The organism is Rhizobium sp. P1_E6 (genome assembly GCF_056405875.1).
The window spans coordinates 1-24,575 of the sequence record NZ_JBFUBG010000068.1; the positions used below are offsets into that span (position 1 = coordinate 1).

Annotated in this window: 25 protein-coding genes and 1 pseudogene; 12 read left to right on the top strand and 14 right to left on the bottom strand. The window is 60.3% G+C overall.

The features are described from left to right. From AC1D35_RS25250 to pcaD, 5 genes are all read right to left on the bottom strand, one after another. Positions 1-488 (bottom strand): lyase family protein (locus tag AC1D35_RS25250; protein ID WP_477940564.1); only part of this gene is annotated, 488 nt, incomplete at its 3' end. 96 nt (positions 489-584) lie between these two features. Next, entirely contained in the window at positions 585-1,196 is a 612-nt protein-coding gene (gene pcaG / locus AC1D35_RS25255; protein ID WP_113296857.1) for a protocatechuate 3,4-dioxygenase subunit alpha, read from the bottom strand. A 1-nt stretch (position 1,197) separates the two neighbouring features. Beyond that, a complete protein-coding gene (gene pcaH / locus AC1D35_RS25260) occupies positions 1,198-1,947 on the bottom strand; it encodes a protocatechuate 3,4-dioxygenase subunit beta (protein WP_477940566.1) in 750 nt (249 codons plus the stop codon). Between the two features lie 10 nt (positions 1,948-1,957). Next, positions 1,958-2,356, bottom strand: a complete 399-nt coding sequence (gene pcaC, locus AC1D35_RS25265) for a 4-carboxymuconolactone decarboxylase (RefSeq protein ID WP_477940568.1) — start codon at positions 2,354-2,356, stop codon at positions 1,958-1,960. After that, positions 2,353-3,156: a 3-oxoadipate enol-lactonase gene (pcaD, locus tag AC1D35_RS25270; RefSeq protein ID WP_477940570.1), complete on the bottom strand. Its 804-nt coding sequence runs from the start codon at positions 3,154-3,156 to the stop codon at positions 2,353-2,355. Before pcaD ends, pcaC begins: the two co-directional genes overlap by 4 nt. 93 nt (positions 3,157-3,249) lie before the next feature. On the opposite strand from pcaD, the gene pcaQ reads away from it, so the two are divergent. From pcaQ to AC1D35_RS25295, 5 genes are all read left to right on the top strand, one after another. After that, positions 3,250-4,188 carry a pca operon transcription factor PcaQ gene (gene pcaQ / locus AC1D35_RS25275; protein WP_477940572.1) on the top strand — a complete coding sequence of 313 codons (939 nt, stop codon included), beginning with the start codon at positions 3,250-3,252 and terminating at the stop codon, positions 4,186-4,188. Positions 4,189-4,221: 33 nt separating this feature from the next. After that, entirely contained in the window at positions 4,222-5,148 is a 927-nt protein-coding gene (locus AC1D35_RS25280) for an NAD(P)-dependent oxidoreductase (RefSeq protein WP_477940609.1), read from the top strand. A gap of 81 nt (positions 5,149-5,229) precedes the next feature. Then, entirely contained in the window at positions 5,230-5,907 is a 678-nt protein-coding gene (locus AC1D35_RS25285) for a response regulator transcription factor (protein ID WP_477855104.1), read from the top strand. Further along, entirely contained in the window at positions 5,904-7,274 is a 1,371-nt protein-coding gene (locus AC1D35_RS25290) for a sensor histidine kinase (RefSeq protein ID WP_113307921.1), read from the top strand. Before AC1D35_RS25285 ends, AC1D35_RS25290 begins: the two co-directional genes overlap by 4 nt. Before the next feature lie 71 nt (positions 7,275-7,345). Then, positions 7,346-7,930, top strand: a complete 585-nt coding sequence (locus AC1D35_RS25295) for a class I SAM-dependent methyltransferase (RefSeq protein WP_477855102.1) — start codon at positions 7,346-7,348, stop codon at positions 7,928-7,930. Between the two features lie 301 nt (positions 7,931-8,231). Here the strand turns inward: AC1D35_RS25295 and AC1D35_RS25300 are convergent, their stop codons facing one another. Together AC1D35_RS25300 and AC1D35_RS25305 are read right to left on the bottom strand one after the other, a co-directional pair. Further along, positions 8,232-8,987: an IclR family transcriptional regulator gene (locus tag AC1D35_RS25300; RefSeq protein WP_477940575.1), complete on the bottom strand. Its 756-nt coding sequence runs from the start codon at positions 8,985-8,987 to the stop codon at positions 8,232-8,234. Between the two features lie 109 nt (positions 8,988-9,096). Then, a complete protein-coding gene (locus AC1D35_RS25305) occupies positions 9,097-10,008 on the bottom strand; it encodes an acetamidase/formamidase family protein (protein WP_477940577.1) in 912 nt (303 codons plus the stop codon). A 229-nt stretch (positions 10,009-10,237) separates the two neighbouring features. On the opposite strand from AC1D35_RS25305, the gene AC1D35_RS25310 reads away from it, so the two are divergent. The 7 genes from AC1D35_RS25310 to AC1D35_RS25340 all read left to right on the top strand — a co-directional run bounded on the left by AC1D35_RS25310 (position 10,238) and on the right by AC1D35_RS25340 (position 18,446). Beyond that, complete coding sequence (locus AC1D35_RS25310; RefSeq protein WP_162747083.1) at positions 10,238-10,651, top strand: YbaN family protein; 414 nt, start codon at positions 10,238-10,240, stop codon at positions 10,649-10,651. Between the two features lie 720 nt (positions 10,652-11,371). Beyond that, positions 11,372-12,079 (top strand): 3-oxoacid CoA-transferase subunit A, encoded by a 708-nt coding sequence (locus tag AC1D35_RS25315; RefSeq protein WP_477940579.1) that lies wholly within the window; start codon positions 11,372-11,374, stop codon positions 12,077-12,079. Then, on the top strand, positions 12,076-12,765 hold the full coding sequence (locus AC1D35_RS25320) for a CoA transferase subunit B (protein ID WP_477940580.1): 690 nt from the start codon (positions 12,076-12,078) through the stop codon (positions 12,763-12,765). Before AC1D35_RS25315 ends, AC1D35_RS25320 begins: the two co-directional genes overlap by 4 nt. A 10-nt stretch (positions 12,766-12,775) precedes the next feature. Next, positions 12,776-13,978, top strand: a complete 1,203-nt coding sequence (pcaF, locus tag AC1D35_RS25325) for a 3-oxoadipyl-CoA thiolase (RefSeq protein ID WP_477940582.1) — start codon at positions 12,776-12,778, stop codon at positions 13,976-13,978. A 406-nt stretch (positions 13,979-14,384) separates the two neighbouring features. Next, on the top strand, positions 14,385-15,179 hold the full coding sequence (locus tag AC1D35_RS25330; protein WP_113296842.1) for an SDR family oxidoreductase: 795 nt from the start codon (positions 14,385-14,387) through the stop codon (positions 15,177-15,179). Between the two features lie 83 nt (positions 15,180-15,262). Then, a complete protein-coding gene (gene glgX / locus AC1D35_RS25335) occupies positions 15,263-17,419 on the top strand; it encodes a glycogen debranching protein GlgX (RefSeq protein WP_477855096.1) in 2,157 nt (718 codons plus the stop codon). Between the two features lie 16 nt (positions 17,420-17,435). After that, entirely contained in the window at positions 17,436-18,446 is a 1,011-nt protein-coding gene (locus AC1D35_RS25340) for a DNA topoisomerase IB (protein ID WP_477940584.1), read from the top strand. Between the two features lie 57 nt (positions 18,447-18,503). Here AC1D35_RS25340 and AC1D35_RS25345 read toward each other — a convergent pair whose 3' ends face one another. From AC1D35_RS25345 to AC1D35_RS25375, 7 genes and pseudogenes are all read right to left on the bottom strand, one after another. Beyond that, complete coding sequence (locus tag AC1D35_RS25345) at positions 18,504-19,238, bottom strand: glutathione S-transferase (RefSeq protein WP_477940587.1); 735 nt, start codon at positions 19,236-19,238, stop codon at positions 18,504-18,506. A gap of 17 nt (positions 19,239-19,255) precedes the next feature. Continuing rightward, positions 19,256-19,546 (bottom strand): annotated as a pseudogene (locus AC1D35_RS25350) (DUF3175 domain-containing protein). Positions 19,547-19,608: 62 nt separating this feature from the next. Beyond that, a complete protein-coding gene (locus AC1D35_RS25355) occupies positions 19,609-19,923 on the bottom strand; it encodes a plasmid stabilization protein (RefSeq protein WP_477940589.1) in 315 nt (104 codons plus the stop codon). A 122-nt stretch (positions 19,924-20,045) separates the two neighbouring features. Beyond that, entirely contained in the window at positions 20,046-22,763 is a 2,718-nt protein-coding gene (locus tag AC1D35_RS25360; RefSeq protein WP_477940591.1) for a hybrid sensor histidine kinase/response regulator, read from the bottom strand. A 148-nt stretch (positions 22,764-22,911) separates the two neighbouring features. Further along, positions 22,912-23,094 (bottom strand): hypothetical protein, encoded by a 183-nt coding sequence (locus AC1D35_RS25365; protein WP_113296836.1) that lies wholly within the window; start codon positions 23,092-23,094, stop codon positions 22,912-22,914. 329 nt (positions 23,095-23,423) lie between these two features. Further along, positions 23,424-23,753 (bottom strand): DUF2934 domain-containing protein, encoded by a 330-nt coding sequence (locus AC1D35_RS25370; RefSeq protein WP_477940593.1) that lies wholly within the window; start codon positions 23,751-23,753, stop codon positions 23,424-23,426. Positions 23,754-23,896: 143 nt separating this feature from the next. Further along, entirely contained in the window at positions 23,897-24,538 is a 642-nt protein-coding gene (locus AC1D35_RS25375) for a UdgX family uracil-DNA binding protein (protein ID WP_477940595.1), read from the bottom strand. Between the last annotated feature and the right edge of the window lie 37 nt (positions 24,539-24,575).

A 24,575-nucleotide genomic window follows, 5' to 3' on the forward strand; every position in this document is an offset into this window, starting at 1 on the left:
GGGATGGGGATTGCGGCCTGCATACGGGTATGGCCCATCAGGAGATTGCTCCCGAACTGTCGCTCAAGGGCGGCCAGTCCCGTGACGATGGCGTACAGTCGTTCGCCGAAGAGGAAGGTCACGGACTTCAGCCGCAGCATGAGGCTTGTGTCGATGACATCCTGGCTGGTTGCGCCGAAATGGAGGTGTTTTGCCGCCTCTTCGCCGGTGGCCTGCCGAAGCTKCCGGATGAGATCGGGAATGACGACGCCGTCCTTGGCGGTCGCGGCCTTCAGGCTTTTCATATCAGGCGCAAAACCTGCACAGGTCTCGCCGATCGTCCGTGCTGGCTCCGCCGGAATGAGGCCATGGTTTGCCTCGGCCTGGGCGAGTGCTGCCTCGAAGGAAAGCATCGCCCGGATATCGGCTTCGGCTGAGAAGTAAGCGGCAATTTCAGGATCGCCGAGCAAGCCGGAGAGGAAGGGATGGTCGAAGGGGGATGTGGTCATCTGGCATCTCGTTTCATGGCAATCCCCGTTCACCCGTCGGCACCTACACCGACGCTACTTGCCCAACGGATTGCGGGCAAGCCGTCTGTAGATGGCTCAAATATCCAGGAACACCGTTTCCTTCGGCCCCTGCAGATAGATATCGAAGCTCAGCTTCGCCCCGTCACGGGTGGCGATCAGCGTTGCCACACGTTCGCGATGCTCGATGCGCGACAGAATCGGATCCGCCGCATTGGCCTCCTGCTCTTCCGGGAAATACAGGCGCGTGTGCAGGCCGATGTTGATGCCGCGGGCGACGATCCAGAAGGTGATGTGCGGGGCCATCTTGCGGCCGTCCTTGAAGGGAACCTTGCCGGGCTTGATGGTCTCGAAGGAGTAGACGCCGTCTTCGGCGCGGGTAGGGCAGCGGCCCCAGCCGGTGAAGTTCGGATCGGCTGTGCCGCGCATTTCCGAGGGGCTGTTGTAGAGGCCGGCGCTATCGGCCTGCCAGATCTCGATGACGGCATCGCGCACCAGTGCGCCGGCGCCGTCGAAGATGCGGCCGCTGACGGTGATGCGCTCGCCGAGCGTCTTGTCATTGACCATCTGCGTGCCGAGATCGCTGTCATAGACGCCCGTAATGTCGCAGAAATTCGGCGTCAGGCCGATATGCACATAGGGGCCGGCGGTCTGGGACGGGGTTTCCTTGAGATAACCGAGTTCCTGCATGTCAGTTCCCCTCCGGCTTGTTTTCGAACATGGTCGAACGACGGCCGCGCAGCACGATGTCGAACTTGTAGGCGCGGCTATCCATCGGGATCGTATTGCCCCAGTCGAGCGGGGCGATGAGCTGCTCGATCGCCGCCTTGTCCGGGATCGAGCCGACGATCGGACATTTCCAGATCATCGGGTCGCCTTCGAAATACATCTGGGTGATCAGGCGCTGCGAGAAACCGTGGCCGAAGATCGAAAAGTGGATATGGGCCGGGCGCCAGTCGTTGACGCCGTTCGGCCAGGGATAGGCGCCGGGCCGCACGGTGCGGAAGAAATAGCGGCCTTCCTCATCGGTGACGAAACGGCCGCAGCCGCCGAAATTCGGATCGATGGCGGCGAGATAGGTTTCCTTCTTGTGGCGGTAGCGCCCGCCGGCATTGGCCTGCCAGAATTCCACGAGAACGCCGGCCTGCGGGCGGCCGCGCTCGTCCAGCACGCGGCCGTGCACGATGATGCGCTCGCCGATGGCGCTTTCACCGGGGCGGGCGAAGTTATGGATCAGGTCATTGTCCATCTCTCCGATCATCGCATGGCCGAACACGGGACCGGTGATTTCGGAGATCGTGCCGTCGAGCGACAGCAGCGCGCGTTGCGGCGAACGCAGGATCGAAGTCTTGTAACCCGGCGTATAGGCCGGCGGATGCCAGGCGCGGTCGCGGCCGAAAAAGGCTCCGGTCTCAGGCTTGCGGTTCGGTAAGTCGGACATTCTCTCCCCCTCAGGCCGCCTTGCCGGCGTCCATCTGCTCGAAAACCTGTTTTGCGATCTTGATCGCGTGATTGGCCGCCGGCACGCCGGCGTAGATTGCCACATGCAGCAGCGCCTCGCGAATATCCTCCCGGGAGGCGCCGGTATTGGCGGTGGCGCGCACATGCATCGCCACCTCGTCATCCTGGCCGAGTGCGGCGAGCAGCGCGATCGTGATCATCGAGCGCTCGCGCTTCGTAAGCTCCGGCCTGGACCAGACATGGCCCCAGGCCGCTTCGGTGATCAGCTCCTGGAACGGCTTGTCGAATTCGGTTGAGGCCGCCTGCGCGCGGTCGACATGGGCATCGCCGAGAACGGCGCGGCGGGTCGCCATGCCCTGCTTAAAGCGTTCGGACGCCGTGTCGCTCATGGGCTCTTTTCTCCAATCGATGAGAGGAAGGCACGGATAATCGCCGTCAGCGCCTCCGGCTGCTCGACGGGCGGAATATGGGCGCAGTCCTTGATCACTTCATAGCGCGCGTCAGGGATCAGCTTTGCCRTCGACAGCACCAGATCCGGTGGCGTCGAGCCGTCCTGATCGCCGACGATGCAGATGGTCGGCACCTTGATCCTGGCCGCAGCCTCGGTGAAATCGGTGTCGCGGATTGCAGCACAGGTGGCGTTATAACCTTCCACGGGCTGGCGGATCAGCATGTTGCAATAGCCGGCATAGGCGATATTTTCCGGGCGGCGGAAAGCCGGGGTAAACCAGCGTTCCATCACCATGTCGACGATGCTGGCAATGCCGTTCTTTTCGACGGCGGCGATGCGGTTGTTCCAGCTCTCTGCAGTACCGATCTTGTGCGCGGTGTCGCAGAGGATGAGCGCCTTCACCAGATCCGCGCGGTGCTGATAGAGCGATTGAGCGATCAAGCCGCCGACCGAAAGCCCGCAGATGATTGCATCCTTCACCGACAGCAGGTCGAGCAGGCCGGCAAGATCGGTCGCATGGTCCTCGATGGCGTAGGGCACCTGGCCGACATCGGACAGGCCGTGGCCGCGCATGTCATAGAGGATGATGGCAAAGTCGCCGGCAAGACGCACGATCACATCGCGCCAGATGCGGAAGTCCGTGCCGAGCGAATTGACAAAGACGATAACCGGCCGGTCGGCGGGTCCGCTGATCAACTGGTAGTGGATCGTCACGTCGTTGATACTGGCAAACTGCACTTTAAATCTCCTCCACTCCCAATTTGGTGAGTTGATCCGGTTAAGTAAAATGATATTTTTCGGCTTTCCAATAACTCGTGGGTTATGAAAGCAATGATCGATAGCCGCATCAAGTTTCGCCATCTACAGACCTTTGTCGAGGTGGCGCGGCAGAAAAGCGTTATGAAGGCCGCCGAACTCCTGCATGTCAGCCAGCCGGCAGTGACGAAGACGATCCGCGAGCTGGAACAGGCGCTCGGTGTCGGTGTCTTCGAGCGCGATGGGCGCGGCATCCGCATCACGCGCTACGGCGAGGTCTTCCTGCGCCATGCGGGAGCGGCACTGACGGCACTGCGGCAGGGCCTCGATTCCGTCTCGCAGGAGCAGTTCGGCGACGCCCCGCCGATCCGCATCGGCGCGCTGCCAACGGTTTCGACACGCATCATGCCGCGGGCGATGGATCTGTTTCTCAAGGAAAACACCTGGAGCCGGGTGAAGATCATCACCGGCGACAATGCCGTGCTTCTGGAGCAGCTTCGCATCGGCGATCTCGATCTCGTCGTCGGGCGTCTGGCAGGAGCGGAACGCATGACGGGTTTTTCCTTCGAGCACCTTCATTCCGAGCAGGTGGTCTTTGCCGTGCGCGCCGGCCATCCGCTGCTAACCGGCGGCAAATCGCTCTTTGCCGAGCTCGGCCGCTATACGCTGCTGATGCCGACCCGCGGGTCGATCATCCGCCCGGTGGTGGAAAATTTCCTGATCGCCAATGGCGTTGCCAGCCTGCCGAGCCAGATCGAGACCGTTTCGGATGCCTTCGGCCGTGCTTTCGTGCGTGACAGCGACGCGATCTGGATCATTTCCAATGGCGTGGTCGCACGGGATATCGCCGACGGTGTGCTTGCCGCCCTGCCGATCGATACGAGCGAGACGAAGGGACCGGTCGGACTGACAGTGCGCACCGATTCCATTCCCTCGCTGCCGCTGTCGATCCTCATGCAGACGATCCGTGAGGCGGCGTTGGAAATTTCCGGCCAGCCTGCGTCTGAGCACTAACCTTCAAGACAGTCGCTGCGATTGCTCGTAGATTTGTCGCCCCAGGCATCTGAAGAGGCGGCAATCATGAAAACAGGCTTCATCGGTCTCGGTGTGATGGGCACGCCGATGGCGCTCAATCTCCTAAGCGCAGGCACGGATCTCATTGTCTGGAACCGTTCGCCGGAGAGCGCGGAGACGCTGCGAGCCGCCGGTGCTGAGGTGGCCGCCGGCATTGACGAGCTCTTCCGCAAGTCCCAAGTCGTGATCCTGATGCTTGCGACGGACGCGGTAATCGATGCGGTTCTCGAGCGTGACACGCCGGCCTTTGCAGAACGGGTTGCCGAGCATGTCGTCATCCACATGGGAACGACTACACCCACCTATTCGAAAGCGCTTGAAGCGGATATCGGTGCCGTCGGCGGTCGCTATGTCGAGGCGCCCGTTTCGGGTTCGCGCCGGCCGGCGGAGGAGGGCCAGCTTGTGGCGATGCTTGCGGGAGACGCGGATGTCGTAAAAGAGGTCCGTCCGCTGCTGACGCCCATGTGCCGGGAGGCGGTCGTCTGCGGCGCAGTGCCAAATGCGTTGTTGATGAAGCTTGCCGTCAATATCTTCCTGATCACCTCGGTGACCGGGCTTGCGGAGGCCGCCCATTTCGCAGATCGGCAAGGGCTCGATATGGGTCTTTTCAAGACTGTGGTCGATGCCGGCCAGATGGCGAGCGGCATATCGCGGATCAAGAGCGCCAAGCTGGTGGAACGGGATTTCTCCGTGCAGGCGGCGATCTCAGACGTGTTGAAGAACAACGAACTGGTGGCGGAAGCGGCGCGGCAGGCGGGAATCGCCTCGCCGCTGCTCGATGCCTGCCATGCGCTCTATGCGGAGACTGAAAATCTGGGCTTCGGGCGGGAGGATATGGCAGCCGTCGTTCGCGCCTTTGAAGCGCGGACCGAGGCAATCAGCCTTCCTTTCGGGGACTGACGCTATACCGGTCTGGCATTTGGCGTCATGCTGACGCAATCTTGCCTGTGCAGAGAGCGGTTTTTGAAGTTGGACGGTCGAATGCGCGTCTTGCTGGCGGAAGATGAACCGGAAATGGCCGCCGTACTAGTGGCGGCGCTCCGCAACAACAATATCATCACGGACCACGTTTCAACCATCGAGGCGGCCGAAGAGGCCGTGCGACTGAACAGCTATGATGCCCTGCTGCTTGATCGCAGCCTGCCTGATGGCGACGGGCTGGAACTGATCGCCGACGCGCGTCGTATCCAGCCGGCTGTCCCGGTGATCATGTTGACGGCGCGCGGCGATCTGAAAGACCGGATCAAGGGGCTCGATTTCGGCGCCGACGACTATCTCGCCAAACCCTTCGCCGTCGAGGAGTTGATGGCGCGATTGAGAGCGATCCTGCGCCGTCCGGGCAATATCGAGATCGAGAGCCTGTGCCTCGGAAGGCTGCATTTCGACCTGCGCAACCGCGAGGCTCGTGTCGGCGACGTGGCGCTTGAACTGCCGCGCCGCGAATTGCTGGTGCTGGAAGCGCTGATGCGCCGGGCCGGCCGCACGGTGGAGCGCTCCAGTCTCGAAGAAGCGGTCTACGGCATGGATGACGAGATCCAGTCCAACGCGCTCGATGCGCATGTCTCGCGCGTGCGCCGCAAGCTCGATGCGGCGTGCGCCGGGGTCGAAATCCATACGATCCGCGGCGTCGGCTACCTGATCCGACAGGCCCGACCATGAAGAAGATGAAGTTCTATTCGCTGAAATGGCGGCTGATCCGCAGGCTGGTGGCTCTGCAGGCCGCGACCCTGGTGCTGATCGCAATCGCCTTTGCCTTCGTCTTCTGGATCTCCGGCATGAGCGGAATATTCGCTCCCGACGAGCATGCAATCGACGCTGCGACGGGGTCGATTGTTTGGGACCCTGACGGTTCGATGCGCATTACCAATACCAAGGATCTGGATTACCAGCGTGAGAAGGCGACCGATTTCTGGTTTCTGGTGCGCGACGAGCAGGGTCACGTGCTGACCGACGGCAATGTGCCGGCGCAATATCTCACCATCGCCGCTTCAGGCACCGACATCGCTGAGGCGCGCTTCAATGGGGATGAGGACAACCCTGCGACGATTGCCGCGCGCCTGCAGAAGGTCAAGAGCGATCACGGCGACCTGCTCGTCATCGTCGGCCGGCAGGGCAGCCTTCCGGCCGGCAAGCTGCTCGTCGTCTTTGTGGCGATTGCTTCCGGCGTCGTGTTGCCGGTTATCCTGCTGACCGGCCTGATCACGTTGGCGGTCACGCCTTTCGTGGCGCGCGGCATCCACCGCGGATTGAACGAAGTGGCGCAGGCAGCCCAGGGTATTGACGGCACCACCCGCGGCTATCGCCTGCCGCTGGAAAACGTGCCCGAGGAGGTGGCGCCGCTGGTGATCGCCATGAACGAGACGCTGCAGCGCCTCGACGACGATCATAACAAGCAGCGACGCTTCATGCTGGCCGCGGCTCATGAGCTGCGCACGCCAATCGCTATTCTGCAGAACCGGCTGGAGACCATGCCGCCGACGGAAGCGACCAACCGGCTGCTGGAAGATGTGGCCCGTCTTTCGACGTTGGCCCAGCAGCTGCTCGACCTGCAGCGGCTCAATCAGGAGCCCGTGCCGGATTGCTCCATCGACCTTGCGACCATCGCGCGGCGCCAGGCCGCCGAGCTTGCGCCGCTGATCATCGCCGCCGGCTATCAGGCGAATTTCGAACTGCGCTCGATGCCGGAACGCATTCTGGGCGACGAGATCGCGCTGGAACGGGCAATTGCCAATCTGGTGCAGAACGCCATTCAGCACGGCGGCAGGAGCGGCACGATCACCATTGCCGTAGAGCACCCCGCGCAGATTTCCGTCAGCGATGAAGGCCCTGGTATCGCGCCAGAGGACCGGGAGCGGATCTTCGAGCCCTTTCAGCGTGCGAACGGTCGCAGCCAGGGCATCGGGCTCGGCCTCCATCTCGTGCGCGAGATCGTCAAGCTGCACCACGGAAGCGTGTGGGTCTCGGATGCAGAGGGCGGTGGGGCGAGCTTCAATATGAACTTCGAGCCGACGGCCCAGACTGCATGAATCTTTTCGATGGTGCGGGTGCACGTCATGCTCGCATCATTTGAAAGGGGAATACCGGAATCGGATGATCGATGCTGGAGACCCGCATGCAACAGCCGCCGCTGGCCGCCTTCTTTAGTGCCCTTCTCGCCGAGCCCAGGAAAATCGGCGCGATCGTGCCCTCGGGAGGGCGGCTGGCGCGGTTGATCACCAGCGAGATCGGGCCTTCGGCCGGCAAAGTGCTGGAGCTCGGCCCCGGCACAGGGGTTTTCACCGCGGCGCTTCTCAAACGTGGCCTGCCGGCACGAGACCTCACACTGGTGGAGCTTGAAACCCGCTTCATCGCCCCGCTGCGGCAGCGTTTTCCTGACGTAGTTATTCTCCAGCGCGATGCGCGCGAGCTCGCGGCCTGCAGGGCAGAACTTGGACTGCAGGCGGCAATCGTCAGCGGACTGCCCTTTCGCAATATGCCAAGGGAAATCATCCGGGCCATTGTCGGCGGCAGCTTCAGCCTGCTGGAACGTGGCGGCGCCTTCTACCAGTTCACCTACGGCCATGCCTGCTCGGTACCGTCGGACGTGCTTGATGAGTTCGGGCTGCAGGCGGAGAGGCTCGGCCGGGTGCGCCTGAATATCCCGCCCGCCAGCGTCTTTCGCATTGCAAACCGGCCGGAGTGACGGGTGTGGCTTTGCCTGACTTCGTGACCTGTATCCTTGCGACAGGCCTCTGTGGTGTGATGATTGTCGCGATGCTGGAAAAACTCGTGCAGGTTGCCCCATCCGTCGGCATTGACCTGTTTTTTGGGCTGACTGCAGGCTCGGAATCGGCTGCGTCGTCTGGAACGGCGCGCTGATTTTAGCCGGCTGGATGGTTCGGCATTTCTAAAACGTGTCGCGATCCTTCAGATTGCTTGCCACGCTTTCAGCCCTTGTTGACGCATGTCGTTATCGCAAACCGCGTACACTTGTGCGACATGCGTTAGCGCAGCACGGTGCGCAGCGTGGCCTGGGTTTCCTTCAGCAGCGGCAGGTAGCGCGCGACCATCTCGACCGCCGGCACATGGGCTGCCGGCGCGCCGATATTGATGGCGGCGAYCGTCTGGCCACGGTCATTCTCGACCGGCACGGCGATCGAACAGAGGCCGAGTTCAAGCTCTTGATTGATGACGGCATAGCCCTGTGCGCGAACCTTCCGGAACTCGGCCATCAATTCCTCGAGGTCGGTCTTCGTATTCGGCGTATTCGCCTTCAGCTGGCTTCTGGAAAGAACAGCCCGGGCCTCGGCCTCCGGCAAAATGGCGAGCAGCACACGACCCATCGAGGCGCAATAGGCGGGAAGCCGGCTTCCGGGCGTCAGGTTGATCGACATGACGCGGCGCTGTGAGGCGCGGGCGACATAGACGATCTCGGTACCATCGAGCACCGACGCCGACGCGCTCTGGCCGGCCTTCTCGGAGAGGGCATCGAGATGCGGCTGGATGAGCACCGGCAGCGGTGTCGCCTCCAGATAGGCATGGCCAAGCCGCAGGATCTTTGGTGTCAGCGTGAAGAATTTGCCGTCGTAATCGGCGTAACCGAGCTCGGCGAGTGTGAGCAGCGAGCGGCGCACCGTGGCGCGGTCGAGGCCGGTGAGTTTCGCGGCATCGGTGATGGATAGCCGACGATGCATTTCGCCGAAGGCTTCGATCACCTTGAGGCCGCGGGCGAAGCCGCTGACAAAATCACTTTCCCGCATCGGTTGTCTGGTTTTCTCGTGTTGGCTCGGAAGTTGGGATTACCGGATCTTTGGTCGTACCGATGACCGTGTGAGGTTTCGGTCGCTAACCGTTGCAGGCGGCGATTGGTCAGCGCGCGGGAAGCCATTTCTTCTCGATCCGGCAGGCGACCGTATATGCGGGGTCGAAGACGTTGCCTATGTCGTACCGGATCACCTGGCCGAGGAGATGGCTGGCCGCCACCGTCGTCAGGCCATAGTCTATAACAAGCAGGTTCAACATTTCGGTCGTCGCGTGCTGCAGAGCCTGATCGAGCGGCCTCGCATTGCCGATGGTGATGATGTCATCAACAGTTTCGGCCCTCGGCCAGGATATCGGCCTTCCCTTTTCAACCGTCAGCCGGACAGTGACTTCGAACGTCGTCTCTACACCAGTGCCGACGATTTCGCCGTCACCCTGGACCGCATGGCAGTCGCCAAGAAAGAACAATGCGCCGGGCGCGAAGACAGGGAACCAGATCGTCGCGCCGGGACCGAGCACGCGGTAATCCATATTTCCGCCATACGCACCGCTCGTGGCCGTTGAGATCGCCTGGCCAAGGCTCGGCGCTACGCCGAAACATCCGATCATCGGCGACAATGGCAGAACCAGATTTTCGATGCCGGCAACCGGCTCCTTCAATTTCACAGTCATCGCTTGCCGGTCGATATCCCACAGCGTCTTTTCAGATCTTGGAAGGTCGCGAACGGCCTCGGGATCAATGACATTTGCCGCCAACACGCTGCGCGTGAACCCAGTGTCCCTTGTGGGTTTCATGTCCAGAATTTCGACCTTGAGGGCATCTCCGGGTTCGGCACCCTCGACGAAGACTGGCCCGTTCATGGGATTTGGGCCGCTTGCCTGCCGGACGTCGTTCTCGTCGTAGCCCCATGCGTCAAGTGTGCGGGTTACGACTGTGTCGCCGCTCGCGACCGTCAAAGCCGGAGGCATGGTTCCAATAACGTTGTAAAAGGCAGTTGCGACGAAAGGGTGGGTCGTCATTCTGGGTGTTCCGCTCGGGTTGGGAATGGGCGTGCAGGGTGACGTGCTGGTTCGACGAACTTACGCATCTGGCGGGCGACCGTCGACGTAAAATATTCAGGCTTCCATAGGTGTGTGGTGAAATATGGTACCGCGACCCCAAGATATGGGCCAGCAGGAGATTCTTAATTCTTTCGTGCAGGCCATCGTGAGGCTGACGATCTGATGAGGAGTGCGTGAATTGAATTCTATGCCCGGCCCGCCGCGCAGTTCGTTCCAACGGGCGGTTTATATTTGCCTTGGTCTGTTGATGGTCGGTCTTGGAATTATCGGTGCCATCCTTCCACTCATGCCGACGACGATCTTCCTGATCCTGGCTGCGTGGTTTTTCAGCCGATCATCCCCACGCCTGGAGGCCTATCTGATGCGCAGTCGATTTGGCGGCTCGCTACGCGACTGGCGTGAAAACGGCGCGATTTCCCGGAAATCCAAGATTTTAGCCTTGACGGGGATGTCGGCCGGATACGCGATATTCTTCGTTACTTCGAAGCCATCTGTTCCCCTCGCGATCATCGTCGGTGCATTGATCCTGGCTTGCGCTGCCTACGTCGCTTCGCGGCCGGGTTCCGCCAGGCGCAGCGCGCCGGATGAAAGCGGCGGCTGATCTATGTTTGCGACAAGAGGCACTTTACAACGAACGTAAACTCAAATTATACGGCCCGCTCGCTATTGCTCCCACACCCCAACATTCCCACCCGAGCGCCATGCCAAAAACTCATAAGCACAAGTTCCTGCGGGAACAATATCGACGCATGCTTGCGTCCGACCACCACATTGATCCACGCTGGCGTGACAGTTTCGACGCGTTCCTGACGGATATTGATCATCTGGCGCCGAATACCGGAAGCCGCCGAATTATTGGCCGCAGGAACACCAAGCTCGGTTTCGTACCCGGAAATGTCGAGTGGCATTGGGAAAGCACAACACTGCCGGTATCGCGGGAAAGCAGGGGACGCTAAGCCCGACAGCGTGACACGGCTGAAAGCAATCCCGCCAAGTCGAGCCTCCCGGTAGCGTGGCCGTGTCTCCCACCTTTTTGAGCGTTTCTCTTCTGCCAGTCTTGTCTCGACCTGTCTTGTCAACAACCTGACGTCATTGAGAACCGGCTTGCTGGACTGCCAGCGGATGACTGCCGACCCATGAGACGCACTGCCTTCTGCGGGAGCCCAATAGCGCGCAGCACATTCGCTCGCAAATTTCATTTGTGCGTTATGTAAACAAATATCATATAACGCACAAAATTCTTGCCGTAACCGGTACTCTCGCTCTATCCCTGTGGTCAGGGAGGCACGAGGAGGCCTCATCCAGCAAGGAGAGATCCCGCATGGACAAGACAATGGGGAGCGCGGCCGACGCCGTCTCCGAAATAGGCGATGGTGCCATCGTCATGATCGGTGGTTTCGGCGGCTCGGGTGCGCCGATTGAGCTCATTCACGCCTTGATCGACAAAGGGGCGAAGAACCTCACGGTGATAAACAACAATGCCGGCAATGGCCGTATCGGCATTGCCGCGATGATCGATGCCGGCATGGTCAGGAAGATGGTCTGCTCCTTCCCGCGCTCATCCGATCCGCGTGCCTTCACCGATAGATATCTGGCCGGTCAGATCGAGTTGGAGCTTGTTCCGCAGGGCACGCTTGCCGAGCGCATTCGCGCCGGCGGTGCCGGGATTCCGGCCTTCTACACGCCGACGGGTTACGGAACCGAGCTGGCCGAGGGCAAGGTGATCGCGGAATTCGATGGCCGGCATTATGTGCAGGAACGCTGGCTGAAGGCCGATTTTGCGATCGTCAAGGCACATGTCGGCGATACCTACGGCAATCTCACCTACAACAAGGCGGGACGCAATTTTAACCCGCTGATGTGCATGGCGGCGGCCAAGACGATCGCCCAGGTCTCGACCATCGTGTCGGCCGGCGACATCGATCCCGAGCATGTCGTCACACCCGGCATCTTCGTCGACCGCGTCGTCGAAATCGCCGATCCGCAACAGGAAGAAGAGCTCATTCGAGCCGGGGTGGCCTACGTATGACCGTCGACACCAGAGAAGATATCAAGCTATCCAACGCCCAGATCGCCTGGCGTGCCGCCCAGGACATTGCCGATGGTGCCTATGTGAACCTCGGTATCGGCTTTCCGGAAATGGTCGCCCGCTATCAGCCGCCGGGTCGACAAGCGATCTTCCATACGGAAAACGGCATTCTGAATTTCGGCGAGGCGCCGCAAGCTGGCGAGGAGGACTGGGATCTCATCAATGCCGGCAAGAAGGCGGTAACGCTGAAGCCGGGTGCGGCCTTTTTCCACCATGCCGACAGCTTTGCGATGGTTCGCGGCGGCCATCTCGATGTCGCGATCCTTGGCGCGTATCAGGTCGCTCAGAACGGCGATCTCGCCAACTGGCGCGTCGGCGCCAAGGGCGTGCCGGCCGTCGGCGGCGCCATGGATCTGGTTCATGGCGCCAGGCAGGTCTGCGTCATCACAGAACATGTCACCAAGAACGGCGAGCCGAAGCTGGTCGACAAATGCACGTTTCCGCTGACGGGGGTGGCTTGCATTACCCGTATCTATACGAGCCATGCCGTCATCGACATCAAGGACGGGCGTTTTTTGTTGCGGGAGAAGCTGCACGCCATGTCGATAGAGGAGCTGCAGGCCATGACGGGCGCCCCGCTCCATATTGAGGGGCCGGTTGCCGACCTCGTCGTTCCAGAACTTTGAGGACAAGTCTATGACCGAAGCCTTCATCTGCGACTATATCCGTACGCCGATCGGCCGTTATGGCGGCTCACTTTCCTCCGTGCGTGCCGATGATCTCGGCGCCATTCCGCTGAAGGCGCTGATTGCGAAGAACGCCTCCGTCGACTGGGAAGCGGTCGATGACGTCATCTTCGGCTGCGCCAATCAGGCGGGCGAGGACAACAGAAACGTCGCGCGAATGTCGCTGCTTCTCGCCGGTCTGCCGGTTTCGGTGCCGGGCACGACGATCAACCGGCTCTGCGGCTCGGGCATGGATGCCGTCATCACCGCAGCGCGTGCCATTCGATCAGGCGAAGCAGAACTGATGATCGCCGGCGGTGTTGAAAGCATGTCGCGTGCGCCCTTCGTGATGCCGAAGGCCGAGACCGCTTTTTCGCGCGCTGCCGAAATCCACGACACGACGATCGGCTGGCGTTTCGTCAATCCCCTTATGAAGAAGCAATACGGCGTCGATTCCATGCCGGAGACGGGCGAAAACGTCGCCGAAGATTACAAGGTCAGCCGCCTAGACCAGGATGCCTTCGCTGTCCGCTCGCAGGCGAAGGCTGCTGCCTCCCAGGCAAGCGGCCGGCTGGCCAAGGAAATCACCTCGGTGACCATCCCGCAGCGCAAGGGCGATCCCATCACGGTCGAGAAGGACGAGCATCCGCGCGCAACCAGCATGGAAGCACTCGCAAAATTGCCGACGCCCTTCCGTCAGGGCGGCACGGTGACGGCCGGCAATGCTTCGGGCGTCAATGATGGGGCGGCCGCCCTTATCATCGCCTCGGAAGCTGCGGCGAAGAAATACGGGCTGACGCCGATCGCCCGCGTTCTCGGAGGTGCGGCTGGGGCTGTTCCGCCTCGTGTCATGGGCATCGGCCCGGTACCGGCTTCGCGAAAGCTGATGGTGCGGCTCGGCCTGAAGCAGGACCAGTTCGACGTTATCGAACTCAACGAGGCCTTTGCCAGCCAGGGTCTGGCGGTGCTGCGAGAACTCGGCATTGCCGATGACGATCCGCGAGTAAACCGCAATGGCGGGGCGATCGCGCTCGGTCATCCGCTCGGCATGTCAGGCGCCCGTATCACCGGTACTGCAGCTCTCGAACTTGGCGAAACCGGCGGCCGCTATTCGCTGTCGACCATGTGCATCGGCGTCGGTCAGGGCATCGCCGTGGCGCTCGAAAGGGTCTGAGAGCCGTTTATTCGGGAATTGATTGCATCATGATTTCGCTGCGCACGACCGGCGCCTCGGCGCCGAAATAGGTCTTGAGCAGCTTGGGGTCAGCGTGCGGTCGACGGGAAGTCGAAAAGCGGAATTGTCGCGCCTGAGCGCGATTCCGTAGGGCACGCGGATGGAGAGGCGACTGCCGAGTGCCAGCACCGAAGGATGAGTTGCTCCGTCGGCAAGGTCGATGAGAAGGGATCGGTAGGCAAGGCCGAAAGTTTGGCCCGTCGGTCATTTGTCAACGGCGGCGCCGGCGCCGGAGGCATGGCATCTCGCTCTTTCGTGCATTGCCCTTCGCCAATCTCCCCTGCTAAGACTGGCACATATCGTTTTATCACCTATGTCTTTGGTTTTTCGGGAGGCTATCGTCGCCATGGCAGATCTTGCTCAATTGCTTGCATCCATCAAAATTCCTGACCTCGCCGGCAAGGCCGTGCTGATAACAGGCGCTTCCACGGGCATCGGCGCGGCCGTTGCGCGCGCCTTTGCCGCGCAGGGCGTCAAGGTCGGTATTCATTACAATTCAAGCCGCGAACCAGCCGAAAAGCTTGCCGATGAGATTAAGGCAGCGGGCGGCGCAGTGCATCTGGTGCATGGCGACGTGTCGCGGGAGGGCGAAACGGAGCGTGTCGTCGAAGAGACGGCCAAGACCTTCGGCCATCTTGACGGTCTCATCAACAATGCCGGCGGCATGCTCGGCCGCAAGCCGACCTCAGAATATACCGACGAGCATTATGAGAAGGTCATGAATCTCAATGCCCGCTCGGTTCTGGCTGCAACGCGCGCCGCCCATCCCTGGCTGAAGAAGCAGGGTGGCTTCATCATCAACACGACCTCGATTGCTGCCCGCAATGGCGGCGGCAACGGCGCGATCCTCTATGCGGCCTCCAAAGGCTTTGTCTCGACGATCACCCGCGGCCACGCCAAGGAATTCGTTGCCGACAGGATTCGCGTCAATGCGGTCGCACCCGGCGTCATCGCAACGCCTTTCCACGAGCGTTACACGAATGACGAACAGATGGAGATGCAGCGAAAGTCGATCCCGATGGGCTTCGTCGGTACATCGGAAGATTGCGTCGGCGCCTATCTCTTCCTCGCCTCGCCGACGTTTTCAGGCTATGTGACGGGCCAGATCCTCGAGGTTAATGGCGGCCAGCTGATGCCCTGATTGGGGCTGGAAAGATCGCAATTTACGGAACTTTCGCACCGCAATGACGTTTCCCGCTTGGCCATTTAACAAACGGGGGCGTCATGAGCTTTTCCTTTTCCGAACTCGACTTCCTGAAACCGGAACTGGGGGCGGAATATATCGGTTCAGGCACGCATTTCGCGGTTTTCTCCGCGCATGCAGAACAGGTGGAGCTCTGCCTCTTCTCTCCCGACGGCAAGAAGGAGATTGCCCGGCTGCCGCTGCCGAAGCGCGAGGGTGATATCTGGTCGGGCTATATTGCCGGCGTCGGTCCAGGCACCGTCTACGGCTACCGCGCGCACGGTCCCTACGATCCGAAGAACGGCCATCGGTTCAATGCCAACAAGCTGCTGCTCGATCCCTATGCCAAGCAGGTGCTCGGCGATCTCAAATGGGATGATGCGCTCTATGGTTATACGATCGGAAAGGACGATCTTTCCTTCGATGAGCGCGACAGCGCGCCTTACATGGTCAAGGGTATCGTTCAGGATCCGGATTTCGATTGGGCTGGTGAAGAAGCAATACGGCGGCCATGGCCGGAGACGGTGATTTATGAGGCGCATGTCCGCGGACTGACGATGCTGCATCCGAAAGTGCCTGACAGGCTGCGTGGCACCTTTCTCGGCATGTGCAGCGATCCGATCATCGATCATCTCGTAAAGCTCGGCATATCGGCGATCGAGCTGCTGCCGATCCAGTTCTTCCCCAACGACCGCTATCTCGAAGAGAAGAAGTTGACGAATTACTGGGGCTACCAGACACTCGGTTTCTTTGCGCCGAAGGCACGCTATCTCTCGGGCGACAAGATCACCGAGATCAAGACCATGGTGAAGAAGTTCCATGCCGCCGGCATCGAAGTCATCATGGACGTCGTCTACAACCACACGGCCGAGGGCAGCGAGAAAGGACCGACCCTTTCCTTCCGCGGGCTAGACAATGCGAGCTACTACATCCTTTCGCCTGATGATCCGCGCCACACCTTCGATACGACCGGGACCGGCAATACGCTGAACGTTGCCAATCCCATGGTCATGCGCATGGTGCTGGACAGCCTGCGCTACTGGGTTAGCGCCATGCATATTGACGGCTTCCGCTTCGATCTCGCCAGCACGCTCGGCCGCCAGGATCTGGAGTTCGACCGGCAGGGATTGTTCTTCGGCGCAATCCGTCAGGACCCGATCCTTGCCGGCGTCAAGCTGATCGCCGAGCCTTGGGACGTCGGCGACGGCGGCTATCAGGTCGGCGGCTTCCCCCATCCCTTCCGCGAATGGAATGATAAGTTCCGTGACGACGTGCGCCGCTTCTGGAAAGGCGATGGCGGCATGGTATCGGAGATCTCGCAACGTATCACCGGCTCGGCGGTTCAGTTCAACCATTCGGATCGCGGCGCGACTTCATCGATCAACCTGCTGTCGGCCCATGACGGCTTCACGCTGGCCGACACGGTTTCCTTCAACGACAAGCACAACGAGGCGAATGGCGAGGATAACAGGGACGGTCATTCGGACAATCATTCCGATAATATGGGTGCCGAAGGCACGACCGATAACGAGGACATCAACAGGCTTCGCGCGCGCCGTCGCCGCAACATGATGGCGACGCTGATGCTCTCCCAGGGCGTCCCGATGATCCTCGCCGGCGACGAGATCGGCAACAGCCAGGGCGGCAACAACAACGCCTATTGCCAGGACAATGAGATCGGCTGGACGAAGTGGGATGGCCTCGATGATCCGTTCCTCGATTTTTGTCGCAATGCGGTTGCCTTCCGCAAGGCGCATCCCGTGCTGAGGCAGGAGCGTTTTCTGACGGGTGACAGTACCGAGGACGGACGCATCGAAATCGCCTGGTACAAACCGGATGGCAACTTCATGGATGACGGCGCTTGGAATGACGACGGGCTTCAGGTGCTCGGCGTCTATCTTTCTAAGAGTGCGCATTCCCCTGAGACGGAAGAGATGGATGATCTCTATCTGGTCTTCAACGCCGGCGGCGATTGCGAGGTGTATTTGCCCGAGGTCAATGGCCTGAAGCAATGGGCTCGCGTGCTGGATACCGGGGCGGAGGACGACGGTTTCAACCTTCATGAGCAGGAAAGCCCCGTGATGGTTTATGCCCAAAGCATCGCAGTCTTTGCGCCGAAGGGGCAGACCAAACCGCCAAAGGATGCAAGCAAGGCTGAGCGCCGCAGGTGGTTCCATTTTGGTCGGCGGAGCAAGTGACGGATCAGTAGCAAGAATGAATGCCGACGTCATCACCGAGCTTGGCCTGGTTTATGTCAGCGATACCGAACCCGGTATCCGCAGACGACGGAAGGGAAAGGGCTTCAGCTATACGTTGCCGGACGGGAAAACACTGGCCGATGAGATCCAGCGGGCGCGCATCCGTGCGCTCGGCTTGCCGCCGGCCTATGACAATGTGTGGATCTGCATTGACGAGAACGGGCATTTGCAGGCGACCGGCTTCGATGTCCGTGGCCGCAAACAATACCGTTATCACAAGGACTGGCAATCCTTCCGCAGCACCGGAAAATTCCATCAACTCATCGAATTCGGCAATGCGCTGCCAAAGATCCGGCGAACGGTGCTGCGCCATCTCGATACCGGTGCGGAGGACGTCAACGGCGTGCTTGCGGCGCTGACGATATTGCTCGACGAAGCGCATCTGCGTGTCGGCAACCAAGCCTATGTGAAGGAGAACGACACCTATGGTGCAACGACCCTGTTGAAACGTCATCTGAAGATGGTCGATGGGCGTATCGAGCTGAAATTCCGCGCCAAGGGTGGCAAACGGGTCCAGCGCAGTCTCAAACATCCGCGCCTGCAGAAGATTTTGGAAGAGATCGCCGATCTGCCGGGCAGGCAGCTTTTCGTCTGGAAGGATGAGACCGGGGCGCTAAGGCCGATCGATTCCGGCCGGTTGAATGCCTATCTCGCTGAGATCTCGGGCATTGCCATTTCCGCCAAGACGTTCCGTACATGGGCAGGTTCGCTTGCCGCTTTCGGCGCAGCGCGCAGCGCCGCTTCAGAAGGACGGCGGCCGTCCGTCAAGGAAATGTCGGAGGCTGCGGCAGACGCCCTGCACAATACGCCGGCGATCTCGCGCTCCAGCTACATCCACCCGGCAATCATTGCGCTTTCGGCCAAGGATGAGACGCTGGAGGAGGGCGGTAGCGAGCCCCTGCGTGGGCTTCGGGCGGATGAGAACCGCATGCTGGATTTCCTGACGCGTCGCAGCATTCCCGAGTGAATAAAAAGAACCCGCAGCGGAACTGCGGGTTACGCATTCAACAGGAGCAATCCCTGATCAGGAAGCATCCATGTCGAGTTCCGGATAGTGGCGGAAAATGCCTTCCGTGCTGAAAGGCAAGCGCCGGTCGGATTTCAGATAGCGAGCGATGTTGGGGCGATGCTCGACGCTGTCATGGAGGGCGGCAAGCAGCGGATATTTGCTGCGGTAGCTGCTCATCGCCTTTGGAAACGCATAAACGAGGCCTTCGACGATCTGGAAGAGCGACAGGTCCACATACGTCAGTGCATCGCCGGCTACATGTTTGGCGCTATACGGATTCTGCTGCAGCACGCGTTCGAAATAGCCGAGGAATTTCGGGATGCGCTCCCTGGTGAAATCGGCCGAGCGGGCCTTCGCTTCCTCCTTTTGGTCTTCATAGTAGAGCGAGGTGGCGATCGGGTGATGCGTGTCATGCACCTCGGCTACAAAATCGGTGATCGTCAACTGCAACCCGTTCACCACATAGCGCAGCCCTTCGTCATCCGGTGCCAGTCCGAGTTTGGGGCCGAGGTAGAGAAGAATGTTGGCGACATGCGGAATGATGAGGTCGCCCTCCTTGAGGAAGGGTGGGGCGAAGGGAATATGCGCCTCGCTTTTGCTTTCCATGATGGTCAACATCGCGCCGGTGCCACGACCGGGGCCGGACTGGCGGGTCATGTCGATATAGTCGGCACCCGCTTCCTCGAACGCCAGCCGCACAAATTCTCCACGGCCCTGGATGCCGTCCCAATAATAAAGCTCGTAAGTCATTTGTCCTCGTAGTGTCTTTAACGCCTTGGTTGGCGGCTGAAATCCTTGCGAAGTTCGTCCTTCGCCTTTTCAAGTGTGCCCGTCTGCTTCTTCGTCAATTGGTCGTCAGCGCGGTTGATGTAGAAATTCAGCATCGACATGGCCGACTGGAAGGGATTCGATTTGCGCCGGTCGCTGTTTTCGGCCGAGTGTTTCAGRCAATCGGCGATCTTTTTCGGATCGTCGGAGGCGAATGCGCCTTCCTTAAGGACCAGGGCGTCACTGTTTTCGGTGACACGCTGTGACTATTTTTTCTTGCTTTTCGCCATCGTGCGTTTCCTTCGCAGCGACATGCGGCGCGAGTCTGCCCGCTACCTAGCTGATCGTGCCGTCAGTGATGGGCGTGGTGCTCGTTGCGCTTGCGAGTGGCGGCTGCCTTCTTGGCGGAAGCGGAACGCTCTTCTTTCGAGCGGGATGCGGAGGCGTGTCCGCCGATCTTTCCGCCTTTTTCGGAGGATTCGTTCGTATCCTTCTTGCCGCGCCCAGAGCCTGATTTGTTGCCGCCGCCGCTTTCCTTGTTGACGGTTGCCCATGCGCGGCGTTCGGCCTCCCCTTGGGATACACCGCGGTCCTCATAGCCTTCCTCGATATGCTCGGCCTTTCTCTTCTGCTTGTCGGTATAAGCAGATTTGTCACCTTTCGGCATGGCTGCCTCCTCTGTTTCGAAAGAGGCTCAACCGCTGGCCATGTAAAAAGTTCCGGGCCTTCCCGGCCGCCACCAGTTCGGGAAATTTCCGGAACTCGAAGGCCCGAGGCAGTCAGGGGCCCCTATGCTATGGGGCGCTGGCTGGCAGCGGTCTTCACTGCGCGGTCGAGTGCTGCAGTGGTAAACGGCTTTGGCAGCAGCACAGAACCGGAAAAACGGTTCGCATCCGGCAGATTGCTGTTGCCGGTCGCAAAGACCAGGCCGACCGAAGGGAAGGCTTCGCGCGCCAGCGCTGCTAAGGCCGGGCCGGACATGCCCGGCAGGCCGACATCGGCAACGACGATATCTATATCCGTGCTGTGCAGGAGTTCGATGCCCTGTTCGCCGCTGTCGGCTTCGATCACGTCATAGCCGAGGTCCCGCAGGATTTCGGCTGTATCCATGCGGATGAAGGCATCATCCTCGACCAACAGAAGTTTCAGCCTGGCCTGGACGATGTCGCGCGGCTGCGCGCTGTCTGGCAGCGGCACCGGGTTGCTCTGGCGGCGTTGTGGCTGATTGACGAGGACGTGGCGGACTTTTCGCGCCAAGGCCTCCCGTGTATAGGGCTTGGAGAGGAGCTCCAGGCCGGGATCCAGCCAGCCGCCATGGACGATCGAGTTTTCGGTATAGCCTGACGTATAAAGCACGGCGACGTTGGGCAGCCGCTCGCGGGCCATGCGCGCGAGTTCAGGGCTCTTCAGCGGACCAGGCATGACGACGTCGGTAAAAAGCAGGTCGATATGCGCGCCGCTCTCGATCACGGTCAACGCGCTCTGCGCATCCTTGGCCTTCAGGACGTAATAGCCGAGATCGGTCAGCATCTCGACGACGGTTGTACGCACACCTTCATCATCCTCGGCGACCAGAATAGTCTCGGTGCCGCCGGTTGCGGGAACATTGTCGCCAGTGGCTATCCGGTCCTCGCTCTGGAAGGAGCGGGGAAGATAAAGCTTCACCGTCGTGCCTTCTCCGATCTCGCTGTAGATCTTCACATGGCCGCCGGACTGCTTGACGAAACCGTAGACCATGGAAAGGCCGAGACCGGTACCCTTACCCTCAGGTTTGGTTGAGAAGAACGGTTCGAAAGCCTGCTCGATGATCTCCGGTGGCATGCCTGAGCCGGTGTCGGTGACGGCGAGCACCACATATTGGCCGGCTGCGACCTCCGGATGAGTGCGGCTATAGGAATCGTCGAGAAAGGCATTGCCCACTTCGATCGTCAGTTTGCCGGCGCCATCCATTGCATCACGTGAGTTGATCGCAAGGTTCAGCAGTGCGTTCTCAATTTGGATCGGATCGGCAAAACTGTTCCAGAGGCCGCCGGAGACCATGGTCTCCACTTCGATTTCCTCACCCAGCGCGCGGCGCAGCATGTCATCCATGGCAGAGACGAGGCGGCCGATATTGATCACCTTCGGCTCCAGCGGCTGGCGGCGGCCGAAGGCGAGAAGCTGGCTGGCGAGCCGCGATCCGCGCTCGACGGCGGATAGCGCGTTGGCAATGCGCTCCTTGGCTCGGCCGTTATTCGTCACATCCTTGCCGAGAAGCTGGAGATTGCCTGAAATGACCTGCAGCAGATTGTTGAAATCGTGGGCTACGCCGCCGGTGAGCTTGCCGATCGATTCCATCTTCTGCGCCTGCTGCAGGGCTGCTTCCGCCTGCTGGCGTTCGAGGATTTCGGCGGCGACGCGAACCTCAAGCGTTTCGTTCAGCTTACGGAGCTGGTCCTCGGCACCGCGGCGCTGGGCGATTTCGACCTCTGCAGCGCGGATGAGCCTGGCGTTGTCGATTGCGACGGCAGACTGGCCCGCCAGGCTGACAAGGCTTGCCTCTGCCGCATCCGAAAAGCGGGCGGGCTGGCTGTGACCGAAGAACAGTCCACCAATGACGCTGCCGTCGCGCGACTTGACCGGAACGGCGAGATAGCTGCGCACAGGAAGGTGGCCGCTGGGCATGCCGGAATGCGGCGCATTCTGCCCGTAGCGCGGATCAAGCAGGATATCGTCGGAGCGCACGACGCCCTCGCCGTTGAAAGTCGGCGCAAAGACCTTGGTGTTGCGCGGCATCGGAAACCTGTCGAAATGTTTCCGTTCAACACCAGACAGCGCGTAAAGCATGTAACTGCCGCCTTCACCATCGTCGACATTGTAGAAGAACGCGCCGAATTCGGCGTCCGTCAACGTCACGCCGGCATCGACGGCGATCTGTGTCAGGCGATCGACGTTAAGCTCGGCCGTGATTGCCGCACCGGCGCGATTGACAACAGCGAGTGTGGTGGATTTTTTTCGCGCCTCATCCAGCGCGATGCTCTCGCGGCGTTTGCCAAGCACCTGGTCCGTCACTTCCATTGTCGCGCAGAGAATGCCGGCGACCTTGCCGTCGTCGTCCCGCAGCGGCGTATAGGAAAAGGTGAACCACGTGTCCTCCGTCTGGCCTTCGCGCCTCATGGGAACGAGAAGTTCCTTGTAGAGCTGCGACCGTCCATCGAGCGTTGCCTGCACGATCGGCTCGAATTGCGGCCAGATATCCGACCAGACCTTGTGGAAGGGTTTTCCGAGGGATGCAGGATGCCGTTCGGGGAAGATCGCGACATAGGCGTCGTTGTAAATAAAGGCGAGTTCCGAACCCCAGGCGACGAATTTCGGCTGGCGTGAATTGACCACCATTTCCGCGATGTGCTTGAGGGAACTTGGCCATGCCTCGACCGGCCCGATGCCGGCTGCGTCTATGTTTCCCCGGCGCAGCAGATTGCCGATTTCGCTATCGCCTTCTGGCCAGCGGCCCCCAACCCGTGCCATCAAAAATCGCTTTCATTCATTGCTGCGGCATAGTCCGCACCGGGCTTGCCGGTCCATGTCGACAAAATAGAGGCGTGGGACATAAGGGAAAGGCCGAGCTACAAATATCGTTAACCGGGCAAAGCTCCGATTACTTCAGCCAGGGCGTTTATATTTCCTGCTTCGGGTCCAGTTTCTGCGAGGCGGCAAAAGCGCGACTTAACACGAAAGATCGAAACTGGATTGGTTTGCGCGGATCACGGAAAAATATGCCGACTATATTATCGACAAAAAGGATCAGGCCGAGCGCGAAGCCGACGTAGAGCAGGGCGGCGATGAAAAGAAGCGACATCTCCATCCCCTACACCCGCGCTTGAAAACCACCGGCGCAGGCCACGCGGACCGGTATGAGAGCAGCAAAACAGCTGTTCATGGCGACGTCCTCCGTTTGCCTGTGGGCAGAAACAAACGGAAGAGGTTCCTGTTCCCCGTTTCGAGGGGTGGACGCAGCTTTTTTACAAAGCTGTCCAGACGGACGTTTCATTCGGCTTGTGGTCACCCCCCGCACAGAAGCTGGCGCTTCATGAACTTCTTAGCGTGGAACCAATTCAAACTTATGACAAAACGGGCCAAAGGGCGCTATTCCGAGCGCCCTCTTTCACTGCAACTGAATATTTCCTGTCAGGAAGCAGATTTGCGTACGGCTGTCCGTTTCGGGGCGGGTTTGACGATGCCGTCGGTCTTTGTGTTTGTTGCCGCCTGTTTGGCAGGTTTCTTGGCTTCGCCGCCATTCGTGACCTCAGTTGCCGGTGCCGCCGTCTTGGCTGCGGCCGCACGCTTCGCCCTAGGTTTCACTTCCTTGCCGTTTGGAGATTTTGAAGCCCCCTTGAGGGCGTCATGCTCGGCCCTTGCTTGTTCCCAATGGATGGAATCCCTTCCCATCGGGTGCCCCTCTTCTTCCCAGAGGGCATATGCACGTTTCTTTATCCACTCGTCCCGAGTTTCTGCCATCGCTGATCTCCAGTCACAACATGCCGTCGTTCGAACGCGATACCTTTGAAAAAGGTTCCAGACTATGGGGCCGGTTTCAAGTGGATTTGCCAAGTCTGTCGGAAATATTTTTGCGTTGCAATATTTATAGGCAGCAACTCGTTCTAGTTGCCTTGATATTGGACAGCGTGGCGCAACTCCTCGATAAAATTCGCACGCTGGAGCGCGAAATCCTCTTCCTTGCAAATCCGCAGGAGGAAGGAAGGGCGGATGGTCACGAGAACCGGCGGACGGTTCTCCGGCGTGAGGATGTGACCGCGTGAGGCTGTCAGTTTCACCTTTGAGCCAAGGAGAGAATAAAGTGCGGTCGCACCGAGCGCGACGAGGAGACTCGGCTGCGCGAGGTTGATTTCAGCCCCGAGCCACCAGGAGCAGCGCTGGATCTCCCCCGTGTTGGGCTTCGAATGCAGGCGGCGCTTGCCGCGAGGCTCGAACTTGAAGGGCTTGACCGCATTGGTGACGTAGCATCGCGAGCGCTCGAGCCCAGCCTCCTCGAGACAGATGTCGAGCAGGCGTCCGGCCGGGCCGACAAAGGGGTGGCCTGCAATATCCTCCTTGTCGCCGGGCTGTTCGCCGACAAGCATGATATCGGCCTTTTGCGATCCTTCGCCGAAGACGAGCTGGGTTGCGTTCTTGTAGAGGTCGCAGCGCGTGCGGGCTTCCGCCTGACGTTCGAGCTGATCGAGGTTGGCGGCGTCGGCGTTTTCAAGCGTGAAGGCAGGACCGAATTTCGGTGCGACGTTCATGACGGCGATCCCTTGGCTTTCACCTTCAACCGATCAC

Excerpts from the sequence above, each read along its gene's own strand:
- pcaG (WP_113296857.1), bottom strand. The coding sequence starts at position 1,196 with ATGCAGGAACTCGGTTATCTCAAGGAAACCCCGTCCCAGACCGCCGGC.
- pcaH (WP_477940566.1), bottom strand. The coding sequence starts at position 1,947 with ATGTCCGACTTACCGAACCGCAAGCCTGAGACCGGAGCCTTTTTCGGC.
- pcaC (WP_477940568.1), bottom strand. The coding sequence starts at position 2,356 with ATGAGCGACACGGCGTCCGAACGCTTTAAGCAGGGCATGGCGACCCGC.
- pcaQ (WP_477940572.1), top strand. The coding sequence starts at position 3,250 with ATGATCGATAGCCGCATCAAGTTTCGCCATCTACAGACCTTTGTCGAG.
- AC1D35_RS25285 (WP_477855104.1), top strand. The coding sequence starts at position 5,230 with ATGCGCGTCTTGCTGGCGGAAGATGAACCGGAAATGGCCGCCGTACTA.
- AC1D35_RS25290 (WP_113307921.1), top strand. The coding sequence starts at position 5,904 with ATGAAGAAGATGAAGTTCTATTCGCTGAAATGGCGGCTGATCCGCAGG.
- AC1D35_RS25295 (WP_477855102.1), top strand. The coding sequence starts at position 7,346 with ATGCTGGAGACCCGCATGCAACAGCCGCCGCTGGCCGCCTTCTTTAGT.
- AC1D35_RS25305 (WP_477940577.1), bottom strand. The coding sequence starts at position 10,008 with ATGACGACCCACCCTTTCGTCGCAACTGCCTTTTACAACGTTATTGGA.
- AC1D35_RS25310 (WP_162747083.1), top strand. The coding sequence starts at position 10,238 with ATGCCCGGCCCGCCGCGCAGTTCGTTCCAACGGGCGGTTTATATTTGC.
- AC1D35_RS25315 (WP_477940579.1), top strand. The coding sequence starts at position 11,372 with ATGGACAAGACAATGGGGAGCGCGGCCGACGCCGTCTCCGAAATAGGC.
- AC1D35_RS25320 (WP_477940580.1), top strand. The coding sequence starts at position 12,076 with ATGACCGTCGACACCAGAGAAGATATCAAGCTATCCAACGCCCAGATC.
- pcaF (WP_477940582.1), top strand. The coding sequence starts at position 12,776 with ATGACCGAAGCCTTCATCTGCGACTATATCCGTACGCCGATCGGCCGT.
- AC1D35_RS25330 (WP_113296842.1), top strand. The coding sequence starts at position 14,385 with ATGGCAGATCTTGCTCAATTGCTTGCATCCATCAAAATTCCTGACCTC.
- glgX (WP_477855096.1), top strand. The coding sequence starts at position 15,263 with ATGAGCTTTTCCTTTTCCGAACTCGACTTCCTGAAACCGGAACTGGGG.
- AC1D35_RS25340 (WP_477940584.1), top strand. The coding sequence starts at position 17,436 with ATGAATGCCGACGTCATCACCGAGCTTGGCCTGGTTTATGTCAGCGAT.
- AC1D35_RS25345 (WP_477940587.1), bottom strand. The coding sequence starts at position 19,238 with ATGACTTACGAGCTTTATTATTGGGACGGCATCCAGGGCCGTGGAGAA.
- AC1D35_RS25355 (WP_477940589.1), bottom strand. The coding sequence starts at position 19,923 with ATGCCGAAAGGTGACAAATCTGCTTATACCGACAAGCAGAAGAGAAAG.
- AC1D35_RS25360 (WP_477940591.1), bottom strand. The coding sequence starts at position 22,763 with ATGGCACGGGTTGGGGGCCGCTGGCCAGAAGGCGATAGCGAAATCGGC.
- AC1D35_RS25365 (WP_113296836.1), bottom strand. The coding sequence starts at position 23,094 with ATGTCGCTTCTTTTCATCGCCGCCCTGCTCTACGTCGGCTTCGCGCTC.
- AC1D35_RS25370 (WP_477940593.1), bottom strand. The coding sequence starts at position 23,753 with ATGGCAGAAACTCGGGACGAGTGGATAAAGAAACGTGCATATGCCCTC.
- AC1D35_RS25375 (WP_477940595.1), bottom strand. The coding sequence starts at position 24,538 with ATGAACGTCGCACCGAAATTCGGTCCTGCCTTCACGCTTGAAAACGCC.